Below are 17257 nucleotides of genomic sequence, written 5' to 3'. Positions count from 1 at the left end.
CTCGTTTTTGCTCTTATGGCGAGGATAGCCGGGGCCCGGAGGCCCGACCACCGCGAATTCTGCATGCCGCCATGCGCAAATTGGCGCGCTGTCCGGGCCGACAATGCAAGAGGGGCCGGCAAAAGGCCGGCCCCTCGAGGTGTGAAGCTGACCCGCTGCCTAGCGGAGCTTGGAGAGCAGCTTCCAGGCGAGCGGCAGGCTGAGAGCAACCAGGGCCAGTTTCAGCAGATCGCCGGGGATGAATGGAATCAAACCCCATTCCAGAATCGGCTTGTCCCAACCGAACAGGACGCCGAGCCACAAAAGACCCGGCAGATACATGAAAACACTGCCGATCAGCATGGCGAGACCAGCGGTGAAGACGTTCCGGTCCCAGCCGCGTTCGGCCAGCCAGCCACAGGCGGCCGCCATCAGCACGTAACCCAACAGATAACCGCCGGTCGGGCCGGTCATGTACAGCAGACCGATGCCCTTTTCAGGCGTCCCGGCGAAAACCGGCAGACCCATGGCGCCCTGGGCCAGATAAAGCAGCACGGTGGCCGCACCGAGGCGCCAACCGAAGGCCATGCCGACGGCCAGCACGCCGAACGTCGTCATGGTGAGCGGTACCGGATAGAACGGAACCTGGATCTTGGCGCAGAGCCAGAGAAACAGCGAACCGGCGACCGCCAGCAGCGAGGCCCGCAGGAGGCTGTTCATTTCCGCCAGTCTGCCCTGGCTGGGCCACAAGGCCGCCGCCAAGGTCCCGTGCCGTGCTTGCAAAGCCGTCATGTCGTTCGGTTCCCCTTCATCCAAGATGTTCTGGCAAGATGTTCTGGCAAGATGTTCTCGCAGTCTGAATCGACCACGCCGGGCTCATCTTACAGCGCCCGACGGTACGTGCTGTCAAGTCTCTGCTCCTTGCGCGGCCCGGTCACGGTCCAGACCACGCGCCAAGTGTCGGCGTCCAGAACTGTGAATTCGCCCTCGTAGCGGTCGGGATCGCAGAGGTGCGTACAGGCCCAAGGGCCGTTCGAAAGGTCCAGCGCGTGGAAGAACCGGCCGTCGCGAAAGCGCACCTCGGCCTTCGACGGTACCGGAAACGCATAGAGATAGGACTGCAGCACGGGCCCGGCATAAACAGGGCTGGCAGGGTCGCCGATGACCAGCCGGCCTTCCTCCTGATAGACCAGATCCGCGCCCGCTGCGGTGAAGCTGGCATCGCCGCCGAGCCGCCCGCTTTGGCGGGCGCGGTGGTCCTCAATGCTTCGCTCCAAACTCCACGAGCCCTGAAGAAATCCCTTCAAATCGCTAATACAAAACGCATTTTCAGGATTACCCACCGCCCTTTTCCACCGTCTTATGCGGAGGCCAGCCGGTCCAGGGCCGTCTGCAGCTTGTCCATGGTCTGCTGACTGTCGGCCAGACGCTCGCGCTGCTCGGCGACCACCTCTTCAGGCGCCTTGGCAAGGAACTGCTCGTTGGAGAGCTTCTTGTCGAGCTTGCCGATCTCGCCCTTCAGCTTCTCCATTTCCTTTTTCAGCCGCGCCTGCTCCTGGGCCAGGTCGATCACCTCGGCCAAGGGCAGAACCAGGGTGCATTCGTCCACCACATCCTGCACGGAGCCCTTTGGAACCGGCTGGTCGAAGGCGATGGTCTCGACCCGCGCCAGGGTCTTGATGAGGGCCTCGTGATCGGCAAGGCGCCCCTTCGACGTCTCGGCGGCGTCGTTGACGATCAGCGCCACGCGCGCGCCCGGCGGCACGTTCATCTCCGACCGCACGGCGCGGATCTGGCCGATCATGCGGACCACCCAGTTGAGCGCACTGTCGGCGTCTTCGTCGACCAGGGTCGCCGGGAAGCTCGGCCAGGCCGCGGTGGTCATCAGCGCGTCGTCGCCGTTCCCGCTCTGCTGCCAGAGCTCTTCGGTCAGGAAGGGCATGATGGGGTGCAGCAGGAACAGCGCCTTGTGCAGCACCCAAAGGGCCGTCGCGCGGGTTTCCGCCTTGGCCGCCTCGTCATCGCCCTGGAACAGCGGCTTGGCGAACTCCAGGTACCAGTCGCAGTAGGTGTGCCAGATGAACTGGTAGAGCGCCTGGGCCGCCTCGTTGAAGCGGTAACTCTCGATGGCGCCGCGCACCTTCGGCTCGACCTGGGCCAGCTGGCTGACGATCCAGCGGTTGACCCGCTGGCTGTTGGCCACCGGATCGAAGTCCGCGCCGTAGGCGCAGTCGTTCATCTCGCAGAAGCGCGCCGCGTTCCAGATCTTGGTGCAGAAGTTGCGGTAGCCCTCGATCCGGCTTTCCGCCAGCTTGATGTCGCGGCCCTGCGCCGCCAAGGCGGTAAGCGTGAAGCGCACCGCATCGGCCCCGAAACGGTCGATCAGGTCCAGGGGGTCGACCACGTTGCCCTTGGACTTCGACATCTTCTGGCCCTTCTCGTCGCGGACCAGGGCATGGATGTAGACGGTATGAAAGGGCACCTCGCCGTCCATGAACTCCAGCGCATCCATCATCATGCGGGCGACCCAGAAAAAGATGATGTCGAAGCTGGTGACCAGAACGTCGCCGGGATAGTAGCGCTTCAGCGCCTCCGTCTCCTCCGGCCAGCCAAGGGTCGAGAAGGGCCAGAGGGCCGAGGAGAACCAGGTGTCCAGAACGTCGGGATCGCGGGTCAGTTCCACCGTCTTGCCGTAGTGGGCCTCGGCCGCCTTGGCGGCCTCACCCGCGTCGTGGGCGACGAAGACCTCCCCGTCCGGCCCGTACCAGGCCGGCACCTGGTGCCCCCACCAGAGCTGGCGCGAGATGCACCAGGGCTGGATGTTGCGCATCCATTCGTAATAGGTCTTCTCCCACTGCTTGGGCACGAAGACCGTGCGCCCCTGCTCCACCGCTTCGATGGCGGGCTTCGCCAGGGTCGCGGCGTCGACATACCACTGGTCGGTCAGGTAGGGCTCGATGGCGACATGGGAGCGGTCGCCGTGCGGCACCGTATGGCGGTGCCGGTCGATCTTCTCCAGCAGGCCGGCAGCCTCCATGTCGGCAACCACCCGCTTGCGCGCCTCGAAACGGTCGAGGCCGCGATAGGCCTCCGGCACGCTGTCGTTCATGCGCGCATCGCGGTCGAAGACGTTGATCATCTCCAGGCCGTGGCGCTTGCCGACCTCGAAATCGTTGAAGTCGTGCGCCGGGGTGATCTTCACCGCGCCCGAGCCCTGCTCCGGGTCGGCATAGTCGTCGGCAACGATGACAATACGCCGCCCGACCAGCGGCAGGACCGCGTGCTTGCCCACCAGATCCCGGTAGCGTTCGTCATCGGGATGCACGGCGACGGCGGTGTCGCCCAGCATGGTTTCCGGCCGCGTGGTCGCGACGGTGATGAAGCGGCCTTCCTCACCCTCGATCGGGTACTTGAAGTGCCAAAGGTGGCCGTCGATCTCCTTCTGCTCCACTTCCAGGTCGGAAATCGCCGTGTGGAAGCGCGGATCCCAGTTCACCAACCGCTTGTCGCGATAGATGAGCCCTTTGCGGTAAAGCGTTACAAAGACTTTCAAAACGGCCTCTGAGAGGCCTTCGTCCATGGTGAAGCGTTCGCGCGACCAGTCGCAGGAGGCGCCGAGGCGGCGCAGCTGCTTCAGGATCGTCCCGCCGGACTCCTCGCGCCATTCCCAGACCCGCTCGATGAACTCGTCGCGGCCGATCTGTTTCGTGTTGCCGGGAGCCAGCGGCATGCCGCGGTCCAGTTCGATCCCCTGCTCACCCAGCTGGCGCTCGACCACCATCTGGGTGGCGATGCCGGCATGGTCGGTGCCCGGCTGCCAGAGCACGTCGCGCCCCAGCATGCGGTGATAGCGGATGAGGATGTCCTGGATGGTGTTGTTCAGCGCATGGCCGATGTGCAGGCTGCCCGTGACGTTGGGCGGCGGGATCATGATGGTGTAGGGCTGTTTGCTCTCGTCGAACTGCGCGGCAAAGGCGTTGGCCGCCTCCCAGCGCGCATACTGCCGGTCTTCGACCTCCTGAGGCCGATACGTCTTTTCCAGCATCGCTGGCGATCCTTCAAAAAAACGAGCCGTTCGGCGCAGCCAGGCGCGCCTTCGGCGGATAAAGTCGGGATGTGGATATCAGATGGTGCGCCGTTGCGCCATACAGCAGGCTCCACCTTCATCGGCCGCCTGGGGGGCGGCCCGGCCTACTGATCTTCGGCGCGTCGTACCATCTTCTTGATCTCCTCGCGAACGATGCGTTCTACCAGATCGGGGAGATTTTCGTCCAGCCAGCCTTTCAGTTCCGGCACCAGGGACTCGCGGACCAGGTCTTCCAGGGTCTTTCCGCCGCCCAGCGGAATGCCGTCCGGCTGACGGTTGGCCATGGCCGCCTTGGTGACCGCCGCAAGAGACGCGGTCGCCGCAGCAGCGGTCGCAGCGGAAACGAGATCGCTGTCCATACCCGCCGGCGCCAGATCGGTTCCGGGCTCCGCCGCCTCGGGCTCCTCCGCCGCGGCCTCTTCCACAGCCGTGTCGGCCGCAACGGCGGTGGCTTCGACAGGCTCCGGTTCCGGTTCGGGTTCTGGTTCCGGTTCTGGCTCGGCTTCCGGTTCGGGTTCTGGTTCCGGCTCCGCCGCGGGTTCCGGTTCTGCGGGCGCTTCGGGTTCCGGTTCGGGCCCGGCTTCCGGCTCTGCCGCGGGCTCTGGCTCGGGCTCTGGTTCGGGCTCCGGCTCCGGCTCTGGTTCGGGCTCCGGCTCGGGCTCGGGCTGAGGTTCAGCGGCGGCTTCCGGTTCGGGCTCCGGGTCAGGCGCAGGCTCGTCACCGGCTTGCACCTCGCCCTCCGCCTCGAGATCGACGATGCTGCCGTCCTCCGCCACCATCTTGGTCAGATCCAGGATGTTGTCAGCGCCGCTTGGCTGCGTTGCCGGCTCGGGCGCAGCCTCGGATGCAGATTCGGGCTCCGGCTCGGGTTGAGGCTCCGGGGCCGGTTCGGGAGCCGGCTCGGGGGCCGGTTCTGGCTCAGGCTCGGGTTCGGGCGCCGGTTCCGCGGCCTGCTCGGGGGCTTGCTCGGCGGCTTGCTCGGTGGCCTGCTCCGGCGCCGGCTCGGCGGCGTCCGCTGGCTTCTCCTTTGCCTTGGCTTTGCCGTCCTGCGCCTCGTCGGGCTCGTCTTCGGAAATGATCCGCCGGATGGAGGCGAGAATCTCCTCCATCGTCGGTTCGTTTTGCTCTTCCGGCATACCTACGTCACCAAGTCCCCCGAGGCCCAGAAAGCCACGTGATCAGAACGGTCTTGTAACACTGCATAGGGACAAAGCGGAAATTTTCTATTAACCAAACCCGGATCCGGCAGATCTCGGCCAAAAGGCGCCCGCCACGGCAGGCGCCTCTCTTTACCCGCCGCTACTCCGCGGCGCCCGGGGCCGTGAGGCCGAACCACCTGTCACGCACCGCCCGATAGTCCGCCTCGGCGTCGTAAATCTCCGTCGGCAGACCGAGATCCATGGCCGTCAGGCGGCCGATCGCCGTAAGCACCTGGTAGCTGGCGACAATCTCGTCGCGTTGCGCGCCCACAAGGTTGACCTGCGCATCCAGCAACTCCTGCTCGGCATCCAGAACGTCCAGGACCGTACGTGCGCCCACCGCGTTTTCCTGACGTACACCTTCCAGCGCGATCTCGTTGGCGCGGACCGACTCCTGAAAGGCCTGAATCTGCGCCCGGGCGGTCTGCAGGCTTTCCCAGGCGGAGATCGCATCCTCGCGCGCCTGGCGCAGGGCTTCGCGCACTTCAAGGCGGCGCTGGCTGGCCACCTGCTTGGCTTCCCGTACGCGGCTGGAAACGGATCCCTGCTGATAGAGCGGAACGGTAACCAGGGCCAGAACCTCCGCGGAACTGCTTTCGCTGCCGCGGGAGGCGCTTTCGTTCTGATAGCTCAGCTGCCCCCGAAAGCTTACTTCCGGTAGAAGCTCGCCTTCGACCTCGCGGACCTCGCGGAGCGCGGCCAACTCGGTGAACTGGGTTGCGAGAACAGAAGGATTGGCGGCCTCGGCGCCATCGATCACCGACTGCTGATCGGCCGGCAGCTCGCCTGGACGCTCGGGCTGTTCCAGAATTTCGGGGAACACGCCGATGACGTTCTCGAAGGCCGCGCGGCTGGAGGTCAGGTTTCCTTCCGCCTGAATGCGGTCGGCGGTTGCCGTCGACAGGCGGCTTTCGGACTGGGCGACGTCGGTTCGCGTCACTTCACCGACCTCGAAGCGGTCCTGGGTCGCCTCCAGCTGGCGGGCCAGCACCTGCTCGTTGTTCAGGTTGAGTTGCAGCACGGATTGATCACGCCAGACATCGGCGAAGACCGTCACGCCATCGAAGAGCACCGTCTGTTCGCTGTCCGCCAGCAGCGCCCGTTGGGCCAGCACTTCGTTTTCGGCCCGCTCCGTCCCGGCAACGGTCCGCCCGCCGCGGTAGACAGGCTGGGTCAGGGTCAGATCGGAGGACAGCGGCGTGCGCCCGTCCGAGCCCCTGTCCGACGGCCTTTCGATATCGTCGACGGCCTGACCGGCGGAGGCATCCGCTTCCAGCAGGGGCCGCCAGTTGGACAGGGCCTGCGGCACCCGCTCGTTCACCGACCGCAGTTCGGCCCGCGCCGCGCTCAGGGTCGGGTTGGATTGGTAAGCCTGGACCAAGGCCTCCTCCAGCGTCTGCGACGCCGCGGGCCTGGCTCCGATGGCTTGGGCCCCGATGGTCAGCGCCACGAGCGCCGCGCCGGTCACGGCAGGGCCAAGAAGACGGCCAGCGGCCGATGCGAGAGTCCCTGCCCGAACGCCGCCGCGCTCATCGCCGGTCAAAGATGTCATGCCAGACTGTCTCCCTGCTTCCTCGTCGCGGTGCCGAAGCCGGCCGCTCACGACGAACCCATCAAACGCTCTGACCCGCCAATCGGACCAGCCCATGAACCCAGCCCATGAAACCGGCCCGCGGCTTTGACCAGCGGAATCGATACGCATCCCGAACGCGGCGCCATCCCCGCTCGTCGTACCGCCGCCCGCCCGGGGCTGCCGGCTCCTCTAACGCACAGCCTCCTTCAAAACACAAAGCCCGGTGCACGCTCGAACCCCGGCAACACCGGGGTCGCCGCGTCAAAGAGAACCCGGGAGGAATAGATCTCCCCCGAGCGCTCCACCAAGGTCGCCCGCCCGAGACCCGCCTCATCGACAACCACGGTTGCCAGCCGCCCGCCGTCGGCCATCTGTTCTTTGATGGCGGCGGGGACCTCGCTTACCGCACCCTGAATGAGAATAACATTGTACGGGGCCTGCTTCGAATAGCCGTTCGTCAAGGGACCTTCGACCACAACGGCGTTGTCGATGTCTAACCCATTCAGCGTGCGATTGGCGCTCTCCACCAGGCCGCGGTCCTGGTCCACTCCCACAACGGTCTCGGCGAGGCCCGCCAAGACCGCCGTGGAGTAGCCCGTTGCGCAGGCGACATCGAGCACGATGTCTGAGGGCCCGGGCGCGGCAGCCTGAAGCAGGCGCGCGAGCACCATGGGCTCCATAAGGTAGCGCGCCGCCGCGACCTCCAGATCTTCGTCGACGTAGGCGATTCCCTGCAGGTGCTCGCCGACGAATCGCTCGCGGGGAACTGTTTCGAAAGCCTCGATAACGCGGAGATCCGTGACCTTGTTGGTGCGAATCTGGCTTTCAACCATGTTCAGACGGGCGGCCGCAAAATCAACCATGTCACCTACTACACTGTGAATTGAAACCGACGCTGAGCAAGCTGTGAGCGTTGCGAAACCACAGCATCGCATACCGGAGCCGACTGCGGATTCCAAATTACCGGAACGCTTATACGGGTTTCTCCAATGGATTGGTTTATAGGCGCGGAGACCTAAGAACACAACGGACCAGAATGGGTCTGCAGCACCGGCCCACCACACGGACAGGTTACACCGGTTCGATGTGCCGCCGGGACGTCGGCAGCATACCCCCGGGTCGCGGAAGACTGTCCGGGCCTGTCAGCTTGACCAAGGTCAGGGCCGGCAGTATAGCTTCTGCCCGCTCGCTGCGGCCCGGTGGGAGAGTGGCTATCCAGAGGATTGCAAATCCTTGCACGCCGGTTCGATTCCGGCCCGGGCCTCCAGGCGACCTCGCCGGCGAAAGCCGGCTCAATCCGATGCCCAGCCCGGCCCGACATTCGGCCCAGCCCGACGGCTGCCACTGACGGTATTCGCAGGCGTGGCCTTCCTCATTGCACCAGCCTCATTGCACCGGCCTCATTTTACCGGCCTCGCACGGCAGACCGGCACACGGACAGTGCAGAACGCGGCCCGGGTGCGCCCGAAACGGATGCGGCCAGAACGGATGCGGCCAGAACGGATGGGGCCAGAACGGATGGGGCCTAGCGGGCCATCGCCGCGATCAGGCTGTACCAGCCGTAGCCAACCGCGCTGAAGAAGAAGGCAAACGTTCCAAGGGCCGCCAGGCCGCTCGCCAAACGCTCCCACAGGGGCGGTTGATACGCGCCATTTCCGAAGTCACCCATGCCTCACTCCCCCTTTGGTCCAAGAGTTGTTAGCCAGGGCCTGGCCCGGTCGAGCACAGCGACCCTGGATCCACTGTCTGCAAACCCTAGCGTGGTCTGCTTCCGCAAACAAGAACAAATCATGAACATATGGAATCGTTTAGCAATCCGTCCGGTTGCCTCTACACTGTGGCGGCTTGGTGAGGGATTCGGCGGCGCGCCGCACGCCACCGGCCGGAGGGCGAAAAGTCCGGGATAGGGGAGACTGGAGCGATCAGGGACGACGTTCTCGCCTGCCTGCCGGAGCGTCTGCATCCGGTAAGCCAGATGTTTCTGGAGCGCTGGCTCTCCGGAGACATGACGACTGCGGACTTCCTGCGCTGGTTCCACATGCCCAACTCCTCCTACCTCGACGTGGCCAAATGCCTCCTGGCGGTGGTGGCCGGCGCCTAGAGCGGATCAGGCGGAAACGGCTGCCCGAAAGCGGGAGAACCCTTTAGCAAAGTCTTTGCAGCCGCCATGACGGTTTGATATAACCCCGCTTCGCTGCGCCGGGGGAACCCGGACGGCCCTAACATCCTGATCCGCGGTAGCTCAGTTGGTAGAGCAGGTGGCTGTTAACCACCGGGTCGCAGGTTCGAGTCCTGCCCGCGGAGCCAATTGCAAGAAAAAGGGCGTGGAGCGCTGGCTCCGCGCCCTTTTTCGGCCAGCCCCCGGGCCGACGTGAGACGCCCAGGAAGACCACCGGCGTTGCCGCGGTTTCGTGTTATAGACTCTACGCAGCCCGATTCGTGCCTCCGAGCGATCGCCGCGCTTCCTCCACGACACAGTGCTAAAGGTATGCTGATCTTTCCGAGCTGGCGAAAATCCGCGGAAAAGGCCAAGAGCTACCTGGCCAGTGCAGAGGCGATCACCTTGCTGGAGGCGTGGATATCCCTTGGCACTTCGGAGCGGCCGCCGCGCCGGGAAGACCTGCGGCCGGAGCGGTTTCCAGCCCTTCTGCCAGACCTCTGGCTCATGGACTTCGATGCCGAAACGGGGCAGCTGCGGTATCGGCTGGAGGGCGAACACATCCGGGCACGCTACGACCGCTCGCTCATCGGGCGCAGCCTGGAAGACACGGTCGCTGCGGAGGCTCTGCCCCGGGTCCGGGGTTACTTCCAGGCCTGCGTCGAAGCGCCCGCCATTTCCATGGTGATCGGCCGCCTCTATCACGAGTGGCAGCAACCGGGGTACGGCGAGCGGCTCCTGCTGCCCCTGATGCACGGCGACGGCCATGCCGAGGGCATCATCGGAATCACCGTCTACAGAGAAACCTTCGCCGACCGGACGCTCGCAGAACAGCGCGCCAAGCGCATCACCTGCATCGTTCCGCTGGATGGATCGGAACCCACCGAAGAGGCGAGCTAAAGACCGGCGAGCCGGTCGACAAGCTGCACAACCTCCGCTGCATCCTGATACAGGCCGAACCCGAAGCGCAGGCGTCCGCCGCGATAGTCGGTAATGATGTCCGCGTCCAGCAGGCGACCGTGCAGGGCGCCGGCCGCCGCCGCGCCCAGATCAAAGGTCAGGAAGTTGCCGCAGGGCACTCTGCGTGGGTCGAGCAAAAGAGACCCCAGGGGCAGACAAGAAGGCGCCTTGCGGTCCAGTTCCTCGAGAAACAGGCACTGGAGGCGGAGGGCGTGGTCGTGGATGTCGGCGGCGGTGAGACCCAGGTCGGCCAGCCAGGCAAGAACCGCGCGCTGGCGGTAGAGGCCCACCGGGTCAAAGGTGGCGCCGAGGAAGCGGCGCGCATCGCCGGCATAGGCGACAGCGCCGCCGCCCGGCTGCTCCAGGGCCCCGAAGGCGGCATACCAGCCGGTATCGCGGGGCCGCGCGCACAGACCCGGCGGGGCGTGCAGAAAACAGACGCCCTCCCCCGCCATGGCATACTTGTAACCGCCGGAAAGATAGAAGGCCTTGCCCTCGATACCGGAGAGATCGGTCGCCCGCGCCAGAAAGCCGTGATAGCCGTCGACAACCAGCAGGGCATCCTCCTTCGCCAGTTGCCCCACGAAGTCATCCAAGGCGTCAATCGCGAAGCCGGAATTGAAGAACACCTGGCTTACGTAGACCATGTCGAAGCCACCCGCGGCGGCCCCTCTGCCATCGACCCCTTTCCCCGCAGCCTCGACAAAGCGCCCGGCAAAGTCGCCGAAGGGCTCCACCGGCACGCGGGTCACCTGCAACAGCCCCTCTTCTTCCAGGCGGGCCACCTGTCGGGTGAAGCTGTGGAATTCGCCGTCGCTGCAGAGGATCCGTCCGGGCCGCCCTGCCGGCAGGCAGGACAGCAAGCGGCGCAGGAACTCATGGGTGTTGGGCGCGAAAGCCAGCGTCGCCGGGTCCGACAGGCCGAGCACCGCGGCGATGCGGCGCTGCGTGTCCGGTATGATCTCCCCGAAGATCCTGTCCCATTTGCGGTCGGCCAGCCGCGCCGCGTCCTGCCAGCAGGCCGCCTGGGCGTCGAAGGTCACATCGGGCCAGAGGTGATGGCTGTGGGCGGCAAAGTGGAGACGCCCGGGCGCAGCGGCAATGAACCGGCTGAAGTGTTCCTTGTAGCTCACGGGATCGCTCACGGAGTGGCTCACGGGCAGCGCTCAGCTTTCGCCGGCGCTATAGCCGTAGCTCATGGCCCGGCGCACGTCTTCAGGCAGCGGCGGCAGAGCCGAGCGCGGAATCAGAAAGGTGGAGAGCGCAAAGAGGTCGCCGAAGACGCGATAGCGGCGCGCCGCTTCGCTCAGGTAGTCGTGGCCCGATGAGCCGCCGGTGCCCAGCTTCATGCCGATCATGCGCTGCGCCATCAGGGCGTGACGATAGCGCCACGCCGTCATGGTCTCGTCGATATCCATCAGCAGGCTGAGCAGCCGAAAGGGCAGCTGCAGCGCCGGCTCATCGCGATAGAGCGTGATAAAGAGCGCGGCCTGCAGCGCCCGCCAGGAAAAGCGCCAGACCCCCTGGGCCGCCAGATCCGCATGGCGCGCCTCGTCGTAGATCGCCTCGAAACGCTCCTGCGCCGCCTCCAGGGCGGCAAGACCGGCATCGCGCTCCCTCGCGCCGATTGCGGCGTTGGCGCGCAGTGTGGCGCTGTCCTGGGCCAACATCCGCGCCACAGCGGCGCGGAAGCTTTCCTGAAAGCGGTAGCCACCAAGCTCGACAAAGGGTGTGCGACCCAGCCAGGCCTCGACCCGGTCGCTCAGGCTCGGGACGGCCTCGGCCTCCTGCACACGCTGCCGGTCGGCCTCGTTCAGGCGGCTGTCATAGGGGCGCTCGTCCGGGCTCACCCGCTGGCCGCGCCGCAGGCCCAGGCCGATCTCGATGAGCCGGAACTGCAGCGACTGAAAGCCGGAGGACGGGAACAGGAGATCGCGAAACTCGAGGAAGTCCAGCGGGGTCATGGTCTCCAGCACGTCGAGCTGCTCGGTCACAAGCTTCAGAATGCGCTGGATACGCTGCAGCGCGGCCACCGCTGCGCCGATGTCGCGGTCGGCAACCTTTTCGTTGGCGAAGATCCGGTTCACCAGACCCATCTCGTGGAGAATCTGCTTGAACCAGAGTTCGTAGGCCTGGTGGACGATGATGAACAGCATCTCGTCGTGGGCCGGCCGGCCGCGCCGCTCGCTCTCAGGCTGCTGCGCCGACAGCAGCCGGTCGAGTTGCAGATAATCGGCGTAGTAGAGCGGCTTGGAGTCTTGGCTCACGGCCCTGCACCCCCTTGTCCATGGACGGCTTGCGCCAGCCAAGCGTGATTCGCCGCAGCGATCAAGGTCGGTCGGCGAAGCAGACCTGGGCAATCGGCGGCAAATGGGCTGACAGCTGCGACCAGGACTCGCCAGCATCGCCGCTGAACCACAGCGCCCCGGTGGTCGATCCCATGACGAGACTGCGGCCATCGCCACCGACGGCCAGGGCGTGGCGATAGACGAGGTCGTAAGCGCTTTCCTGCGGCAGGCCCCGCGAGAAGCTCTCGAAACTGGCGCCGCCGTCCCCGGTGCGGGTAACGACAAAGCGTCCGTCGACCGGCACCCGGCACTCGTCCTTCACCGCCGGCACGAACCAGGCGGTCTTGGGGTCGCTGGGGTGGGCCGCAACGGCAAATCCGAAAGCCGAGGGGGCCACGTCCTTGATCTGCACGAAAGAGCGGCCGCCGTCTTCCGAACGGAAGATACCGCAGTGATGCTGGCACCAGACAACCTCCGGCGCATCCTGGCAGATGGCCAGGCGGTGAGGATCCTGGATGCGGGGGTCGTCCTTGCGGTCCGGGGGCATGTAGTCGGCGGCCAGACCCTTCCCACCCAGCACCCAGTTCGCACCATCGTCCTCGCTGATCCAGACACCGCCGCAGGAGATCCCGACAAGGATCCTGTCTCGATCGTCGACGATGACACTATGGATCCCGGGCTCGTCGTAGCCACCGCCAAACCACTCACTGCGCGAGGGCTGGTTCCAGAGAGACTCCACAAGCTCCCACGACTCGCCGCGATCATCAGAGCGGAAGAGACCGCCCGGCAGCGTGCCGGCCCAAAGACGCTTCGGCTGCTCCAGGCCGCCGCGGGCCAGGGTCCAGATGAACTTGAGGCTCGGTGCGTCTTCGCCCTCTCCGGGCGGATAGGCGGGAACCGGGAGCTCCTGCCAAGTCGCGCCGAAATCCTCTGAACGGTGCAGCTTGGCCCCGAAGTGACCGAGGTTGAGGGCCGCGTAGATCGCACCGTCGTGCTCGTTCTGCAGCACGGCAGAGACCGGATCGCCGAGAAAGCCGATACAGCGCGGCTGTGGGTCGCCGTCGAAGTTGACGTCAAAGAGCCCCTTGCGGGTCGCCACCAGCGTGAATCCGCCCACTTTGCCTATCCCCCGGAAAGTGCCTGGAAAACGAATACCTCGTCGGACTCGCCGACGGCGTCGCTCAAGCCGTCGCGGTCCGCGATCATCGCCGCATTGATGAAGACATTCACATGGCGGCGCAGGCGCCCCTGATCGTCGACGATGTAAGAGCGGAGAACCGGGCGCTCAGTGAACACCGCGGCAAGCACCTGGTCGAGGCGTCCTGACCCGACCTCGAGCGACGGGCAGTCGAGATGGCGCTGCAGATTGGCCGTGAAGGTGACACGTGGCATCCCAGGCTCCTGGCCCTAGAGCCTGCCCTTCCGAACAGCAAAACTCAATGCCGATTGCCGAAGCGGCCTAGGTCCCCTCCTGCGCGATGCGCAGCAGGTAGGCGCCGTAGTCGTTCTTGCGCAGCGGATCGGCTAGGCGGCAAAGGTCCTCTGCCGTGATGAAGCCCTTGCGGTAGGCAATCTCTTCGACACAGGCGATCTTGAGGCCCTGACGCTTCTCGATGGTCTGCACGAACTGCGCCGCTTCGATCAGGCTGTCATGGGTGCCGGTGTCGAGCCAGGCATAGCCGCGGCCGAAGCGCTCGACGTTCAACTGTCCGGCTTCCAGGTAGAGCCGGTTCAGGTCGGTGATCTCCAGTTCGCCCCGCGCCGAGGGCTTGAGGCCCTCCGCCAGATCGCAGACCTGCTCGTCATAGAAGTAGAGGCCCGTCACGGCAAAGCGCGACTTTGGCCGGGAAGGTTTCTCTTCCAGGCTGACCGCCCGGCCGGCGTCGTCGAACTCGACAACGCCGTAACGCTCGGGATCGGAAACCTGGTAGCCGAAGACCGTGGCCCCCGCACGCAGGCCGGCTGCGCGCATCAGCACCTCCTGCAGGCCCTGACCGTAGAAGATGTTGTCGCCGAGGATCAGGCTCGATTTCTGGCCGGCGATGAAGTCCCTGCCCAGCAGAAAGGCCTGGGCGAGCCCCTCCGGCTTGGGCTGAACCGTATAGCTGATCGAGATTCCCCAGCGCGCGCCGTCGCCCAACAGGGCCTGGAAGAGCGGCGCATCGTGGGGCGTTGTGATGATCAGGATGTCCCGGATGCCGGCCATCATGAGAACCGACAGCGGATAGTAGACCATCGGCTTGTCGTAGACCGGCAGGAGCTGTTTGCTGACCGCCAGAGTGACAGGGTGAAGCCGCGTGCCGGCGCCGCCTGCGAGAATGAGCCCCTTCATTGTCCCTGCGTCCTCTCTCGCCTTCAGGCCCCGCCGGCCGAAATCAGGCGGCCGCCCGCCTGCAACTCACGCAACACATCGCGCAGACCCAGCCGCCAATCGACAGCCGCCTGATGGAAGCGCTCCTGAAAAGCGTGGCAGTTCAGGGTCGAGTCCAAAGGCCGCCGCGCCGCGGTCGGGTAATCCTCTGTACCGATCGGTTGCACCGAAGGTCCGGGCCCGCCGGTCAGGGCGGCCTGCTCGGTAAAGATCGTCTCAGCGAAGCCGAACCAGCTCGTCCGCTCCGCGCCGCAGCAATGATAGGTTCCCCAGGGGATCTGCCCACGCCGGCCGGCCACCGCCAGCACCGCCGCGGCCAGCCCCTGTGCCGGGGTCGGGCAGCCGAACTGGTCGGCGACGACGCGGATCTCGCTGCGCTCCCGGCCCAGGCGCAGCATCGACTTCACGAAGTTCCGGCCGTGGGCGCCAAAGACCCATGATGTCCGCAGGATCACATGTCGGGCACAGGCTTGTCGTACGGCCGCCTCGCCGGCGGCCTTGCTGCGGCCGTACACGTTGATCGGTGTAACAGGGTCGTCCTCGTCGTAGGGGCTCCCCTTCCGGCCGTCGAAAACATAGTCGGTCGAGATGTGGATCAAGGCCGCCCCGGCGTCATGGCAGGCCTCGGCGACGAACCGCGCACCGTCGCGGTTGACCGCGAGCGCCCGGCCTTCTTCGGTCTCGGCGCGGTCAACGGCGGTGTAGGCGGCCGTGTTCACCACCACATCGACGCCACGGCTGATGACGGAGCGCAGGGCAAGACGATGTGTGATGTCAAGCTCCCGCCGGCCCATCGCCATCAGATCGAGACCCCGGGCGCTGGCCAGGCGCTCGATCTCGAAGCCGAGTTGCCCGCCCGCCCCAAGCAGCAGGATCTTCCCCGGCTCTGGCGCCTCGGCCACTCTATCCGGCCTTCTTCGGGTTCGCGAGCCCCAGGCGTTCGCCCTTGTAGCGGCGCTCCAGAATGCCCCGCCACCAGGCTTCGTGCTCGAGATACCAGGCGACGGTGGACTTGAGGCCGCTTTCGAAGGTCTCGCGCGGCTTCCAGCCCAGGGCCGCGCGCAGCTTCGAGGAGTCGACGGCGTAGCGCAGGTCGTGACCCGGCCGGTCGGCGACGAAGGTGATCAGGTCCCGGCGCGATGTGCCGTCAGCGCGCGGGCGCAGCTCGTCCACCAGATCACAGATCCTGCCCACCACATCGATGTTGCGCTCCTCGCTGTCGCCGCCGACGTTATAGGTCTCGCCGATGCGGCCCTCGGTCAGGACCGTCACCAGGGCCCGCGCATGGTCTTCCACATGCAGCCAGTCGCGCACGTTCTCCCCCTTGCCGTAGACCGGCAGCGGCTTTTCCTCCAGCGCGTTGATGATCATCAGCGGGATCAGCTTCTCAGGAAACTGGTAGGGCCCGTAGTTGTTCGAGCAGTTGCTGGTGACAGCGGGCAGCCCGTACGTTCGGTTCCAGGCGCGCACCAGATGGTCGGAAGCCGCCTTGCTGGCGGAATAAGGGGAATTCGGCTGATAGGGCGTTTCCTCGGTGAAATGCCCCTCCGCCCCGAGAGCGCCATAGACCTCGTCGGTGGAGATATGGTGGAAGCGGAAACGGGCGGCAGCCTCCCCCTCCAGCTCGCGCCAATAGGCCGTCGCGGTCTCCAGCAGGCGGTAGGTGCCGACGACGTTTGTCTGGATGAAATCGCCGGCGTCGTCGATCGAGCGGTCGACATGGGATTCCGCCGCCAGATGCATCACCGCATCGGGGCGATGATCCGCGAAGGCGGCGCGCAGGGCCGGCCCGTCGCAGATATCGATCTGCTCAAAGGCGTAGCCGGCATCCTCCGCCCAGTGCTCGATGGCTTCCGGCGTCGCCGCATAGGTCAGCTTGTCGAGGTTGACCACCCGGGCGATCCGGCCGGACAGCAGCGCACGGATCACCGCCGAGCCGATGAACCCGGCACCGCCGGTCACCAGAACCTTCATGAAGCGACCCCTAAAGCAGGTCCGGCACCGCGGCAGGCCGCCGGACCCTGTTCAAGAAACGAGCTAAGTCGCTTATCCATATTCGAAAAATCCTGACAATTCCCTTAGCGGCGGCCACTGGCTGTCGCGGGGCGAGAGCACCGCCTCCGCCGCCGCGACCGGCCAGTCGATCCCCAGGTCGGGATCGTTCCAGAGGAGACCACGCTCGGTTTCCGGCGCGTAGTAATCGCTCACCTTGTAGATCACTTCGGTGTCGGGTTCCACGGTGCAGAACCCATGGGCAAAGCCGACGGGAATGAAGATCTGGTTCCAGTCGGCGGCGGAGACCGTCGCCGACACGTGGCGGCCGTAGGTGGGGGAGCCCCGACGCAGGTCGACTGCGACATCGAAGACCGCGCCGCGCACCACCCTCAGCAGCTTCGCCTGGGCGTGCGGCGGGATCTGAAAATGGAGGCCGCGCAGCGTCCCGACGGCCGCCGAGAGCGACTGGTTGTCCTGCACGAAGTCGGCTTCGATCCCTGCCGCAGCCAGGTCGCGCCTGCTGTAGGTCTCCGAGAAAAATCCCCGGTGGTCGCCATGCTTCACCGCCTTGATCAGGCGCACCTCGGGAATCGCCAGACTTGTCACGTCCATGAACAGAGGCTCTCAGGGTTGCAGGCAGTGGGCCG

17 protein-coding genes and 2 tRNA genes are annotated in these 17257 nt (G+C 65.7%); 4 read left to right on the top strand and 15 right to left on the bottom strand.

Annotation, left to right across the window (positions count from 1 at the left end; genetic code table 11):
* Positions 1-159 precede the first annotated feature (159 nt).
* The 6 genes from ACO06P_RS00375 to ACO06P_RS00350 all read right to left on the bottom strand — a co-directional run bounded on the left by ACO06P_RS00375 (position 160) and on the right by ACO06P_RS00350 (position 7701).
* Positions 160-771, bottom strand: coding sequence for a biotin transporter BioY (locus tag ACO06P_RS00375; RefSeq protein WP_420348036.1), 612 nt, complete (start codon positions 769-771; stop codon positions 160-162).
* 89 nt (positions 772-860) lie between these two features.
* Positions 861-1256, bottom strand: coding sequence for a DUF6314 family protein (locus ACO06P_RS00370; RefSeq protein WP_421938164.1), 396 nt, complete (start codon positions 1254-1256; stop codon positions 861-863).
* A gap of 83 nt (positions 1257-1339) precedes the next feature.
* Positions 1340-4024 carry a valine--tRNA ligase gene (locus tag ACO06P_RS00365; protein WP_420348034.1) on the bottom strand — a complete coding sequence of 895 codons (2685 nt, stop codon included), beginning with the start codon at positions 4022-4024 and terminating at the stop codon, positions 1340-1342.
* 146 nt (positions 4025-4170) lie between these two features.
* Positions 4171-5202 (bottom strand): DUF2497 domain-containing protein, encoded by a 1032-nt coding sequence (locus ACO06P_RS00360; protein WP_420348033.1) that lies wholly within the window; start codon positions 5200-5202, stop codon positions 4171-4173.
* Between the two features lie 163 nt (positions 5203-5365).
* Positions 5366-6817, bottom strand: a complete 1452-nt coding sequence (locus ACO06P_RS00355; RefSeq protein WP_420348032.1) for a TolC family outer membrane protein — start codon at positions 6815-6817, stop codon at positions 5366-5368.
* Positions 6818-7044: 227 nt separating this feature from the next.
* Positions 7045-7701 (bottom strand): protein-L-isoaspartate O-methyltransferase family protein, encoded by a 657-nt coding sequence (locus ACO06P_RS00350; protein ID WP_420348031.1) that lies wholly within the window; start codon positions 7699-7701, stop codon positions 7045-7047.
* A 330-nt stretch (positions 7702-8031) separates the two neighbouring features.
* Here ACO06P_RS00350 and ACO06P_RS00345 point away from each other — a divergent pair.
* Positions 8032-8105: transfer RNA gene (locus ACO06P_RS00345), tRNA-Cys, on the top strand.
* A 258-nt stretch (positions 8106-8363) separates the two neighbouring features.
* On the opposite strand, the gene ACO06P_RS00340 is transcribed toward ACO06P_RS00345, so the two are convergent.
* Positions 8364-8507, bottom strand: coding sequence for a hypothetical protein (locus ACO06P_RS00340; protein WP_420348030.1), 144 nt, complete (start codon positions 8505-8507; stop codon positions 8364-8366).
* Positions 8508-8813: 306 nt separating this feature from the next.
* Here ACO06P_RS00340 and ACO06P_RS00335 point away from each other — a divergent pair, with 306 nt between their 5' ends.
* From ACO06P_RS00335 to ACO06P_RS00325, 3 genes are all read left to right on the top strand, one after another.
* On the top strand, positions 8814-8939 hold the full coding sequence (locus tag ACO06P_RS00335; RefSeq protein WP_421935146.1) for a hypothetical protein: 126 nt from the start codon (positions 8814-8816) through the stop codon (positions 8937-8939).
* A gap of 130 nt (positions 8940-9069) precedes the next feature.
* Positions 9070-9145 (top strand) — tRNA-Asn (locus tag ACO06P_RS00330).
* 181 nt (positions 9146-9326) lie between these two features.
* Positions 9327-9896, top strand: coding sequence for a PAS domain-containing protein (locus ACO06P_RS00325; protein ID WP_420348029.1), 570 nt, complete (start codon positions 9327-9329; stop codon positions 9894-9896).
* On the opposite strand, the gene ACO06P_RS00320 is transcribed toward ACO06P_RS00325, so the two are convergent.
* The 8 genes from ACO06P_RS00320 to rfbC form a co-directional block, all read right to left on the bottom strand.
* Entirely contained in the window at positions 9893-11101 is a 1209-nt protein-coding gene (locus tag ACO06P_RS00320) for an aminotransferase class V-fold PLP-dependent enzyme (RefSeq protein ID WP_420348028.1), read from the bottom strand. The genes ACO06P_RS00325 and ACO06P_RS00320 overlap by 4 nt on opposite strands.
* A gap of 21 nt (positions 11102-11122) precedes the next feature.
* Entirely contained in the window at positions 11123-12223 is a 1101-nt protein-coding gene (locus ACO06P_RS00315) for a tryptophan 2,3-dioxygenase family protein (protein ID WP_420348027.1), read from the bottom strand.
* Positions 12224-12284: 61 nt separating this feature from the next.
* The gene (locus tag ACO06P_RS00310; RefSeq protein ID WP_420348026.1) at positions 12285-13361 is read right to left on the bottom strand and encodes a WD40/YVTN/BNR-like repeat-containing protein; all 1077 of its coding nucleotides are present in this window, start codon (positions 13359-13361) and stop codon (positions 12285-12287) included.
* 5 nt (positions 13362-13366) lie between these two features.
* Positions 13367-13636 carry a MoaD/ThiS family protein gene (locus ACO06P_RS00305; RefSeq protein ID WP_420348025.1) on the bottom strand — a complete coding sequence of 90 codons (270 nt, stop codon included), beginning with the start codon at positions 13634-13636 and terminating at the stop codon, positions 13367-13369.
* Positions 13637-13703: 67 nt separating this feature from the next.
* A complete protein-coding gene (gene rfbA / locus ACO06P_RS00300; protein ID WP_420348024.1) occupies positions 13704-14576 on the bottom strand; it encodes a glucose-1-phosphate thymidylyltransferase RfbA in 873 nt (290 codons plus the stop codon).
* 23 nt (positions 14577-14599) lie between these two features.
* Positions 14600-15517, bottom strand: coding sequence for a dTDP-4-dehydrorhamnose reductase (rfbD, locus tag ACO06P_RS00295; RefSeq protein ID WP_420348023.1), 918 nt, complete (start codon positions 15515-15517; stop codon positions 14600-14602).
* A gap of 1 nt (position 15518) precedes the next feature.
* Positions 15519-16589 (bottom strand): dTDP-glucose 4,6-dehydratase, encoded by a 1071-nt coding sequence (gene rfbB, locus ACO06P_RS00290; protein ID WP_420348022.1) that lies wholly within the window; start codon positions 16587-16589, stop codon positions 15519-15521.
* A 72-nt stretch (positions 16590-16661) separates the two neighbouring features.
* Entirely contained in the window at positions 16662-17222 is a 561-nt protein-coding gene (rfbC, locus tag ACO06P_RS00285; RefSeq protein WP_420348021.1) for a dTDP-4-dehydrorhamnose 3,5-epimerase, read from the bottom strand.
* Between the last annotated feature and the right edge of the window lie 35 nt (positions 17223-17257).

It is taken from the genome of Pelagibius sp., assembly GCF_965227505.1.
Taxonomy (GTDB): Bacteria; Pseudomonadota; Alphaproteobacteria; order Kiloniellales; family Kiloniellaceae; genus Pelagibius.
The sequence above is the reverse complement of the archived record's forward strand: the minus strand, read 5'-3'. Positions and strand labels throughout refer to the sequence as shown.

Coding starts and splice junctions, on each gene's coding strand:
- ACO06P_RS00375 (WP_420348036.1), bottom strand. CDS start 771: ATGACGGCTTTGCAAGCACGGCACGGGACCTTGGCGGCGGCCTTGTGG.
- ACO06P_RS00365 (WP_420348034.1), bottom strand. CDS start 4,024: ATGCTGGAAAAGACGTATCGGCCTCAGGAGGTCGAAGACCGGCAGTAT.
- ACO06P_RS00360 (WP_420348033.1), bottom strand. CDS start 5,202: ATGCCGGAAGAGCAAAACGAACCGACGATGGAGGAGATTCTCGCCTCC.
- ACO06P_RS00355 (WP_420348032.1), bottom strand. CDS start 6,817: ATGACATCTTTGACCGGCGATGAGCGCGGCGGCGTTCGGGCAGGGACT.
- ACO06P_RS00350 (WP_420348031.1), bottom strand. CDS start 7,701: ATGGTTGATTTTGCGGCCGCCCGTCTGAACATGGTTGAAAGCCAGATT.
- ACO06P_RS00340 (WP_420348030.1), bottom strand. CDS start 8,507: ATGGGTGACTTCGGAAATGGCGCGTATCAACCGCCCCTGTGGGAGCGT.
- ACO06P_RS00335 (WP_421935146.1), top strand. CDS start 8,814: ATGTTTCTGGAGCGCTGGCTCTCCGGAGACATGACGACTGCGGACTTC.
- ACO06P_RS00325 (WP_420348029.1), top strand. CDS start 9,327: ATGCTGATCTTTCCGAGCTGGCGAAAATCCGCGGAAAAGGCCAAGAGC.
- ACO06P_RS00305 (WP_420348025.1), bottom strand. CDS start 13,636: ATGCCACGTGTCACCTTCACGGCCAATCTGCAGCGCCATCTCGACTGC.
- rfbA (WP_420348024.1), bottom strand. CDS start 14,576: ATGAAGGGGCTCATTCTCGCAGGCGGCGCCGGCACGCGGCTTCACCCT.
- rfbB (WP_420348022.1), bottom strand. CDS start 16,589: ATGAAGGTTCTGGTGACCGGCGGTGCCGGGTTCATCGGCTCGGCGGTG.
- rfbC (WP_420348021.1), bottom strand. CDS start 17,222: ATGGACGTGACAAGTCTGGCGATTCCCGAGGTGCGCCTGATCAAGGCG.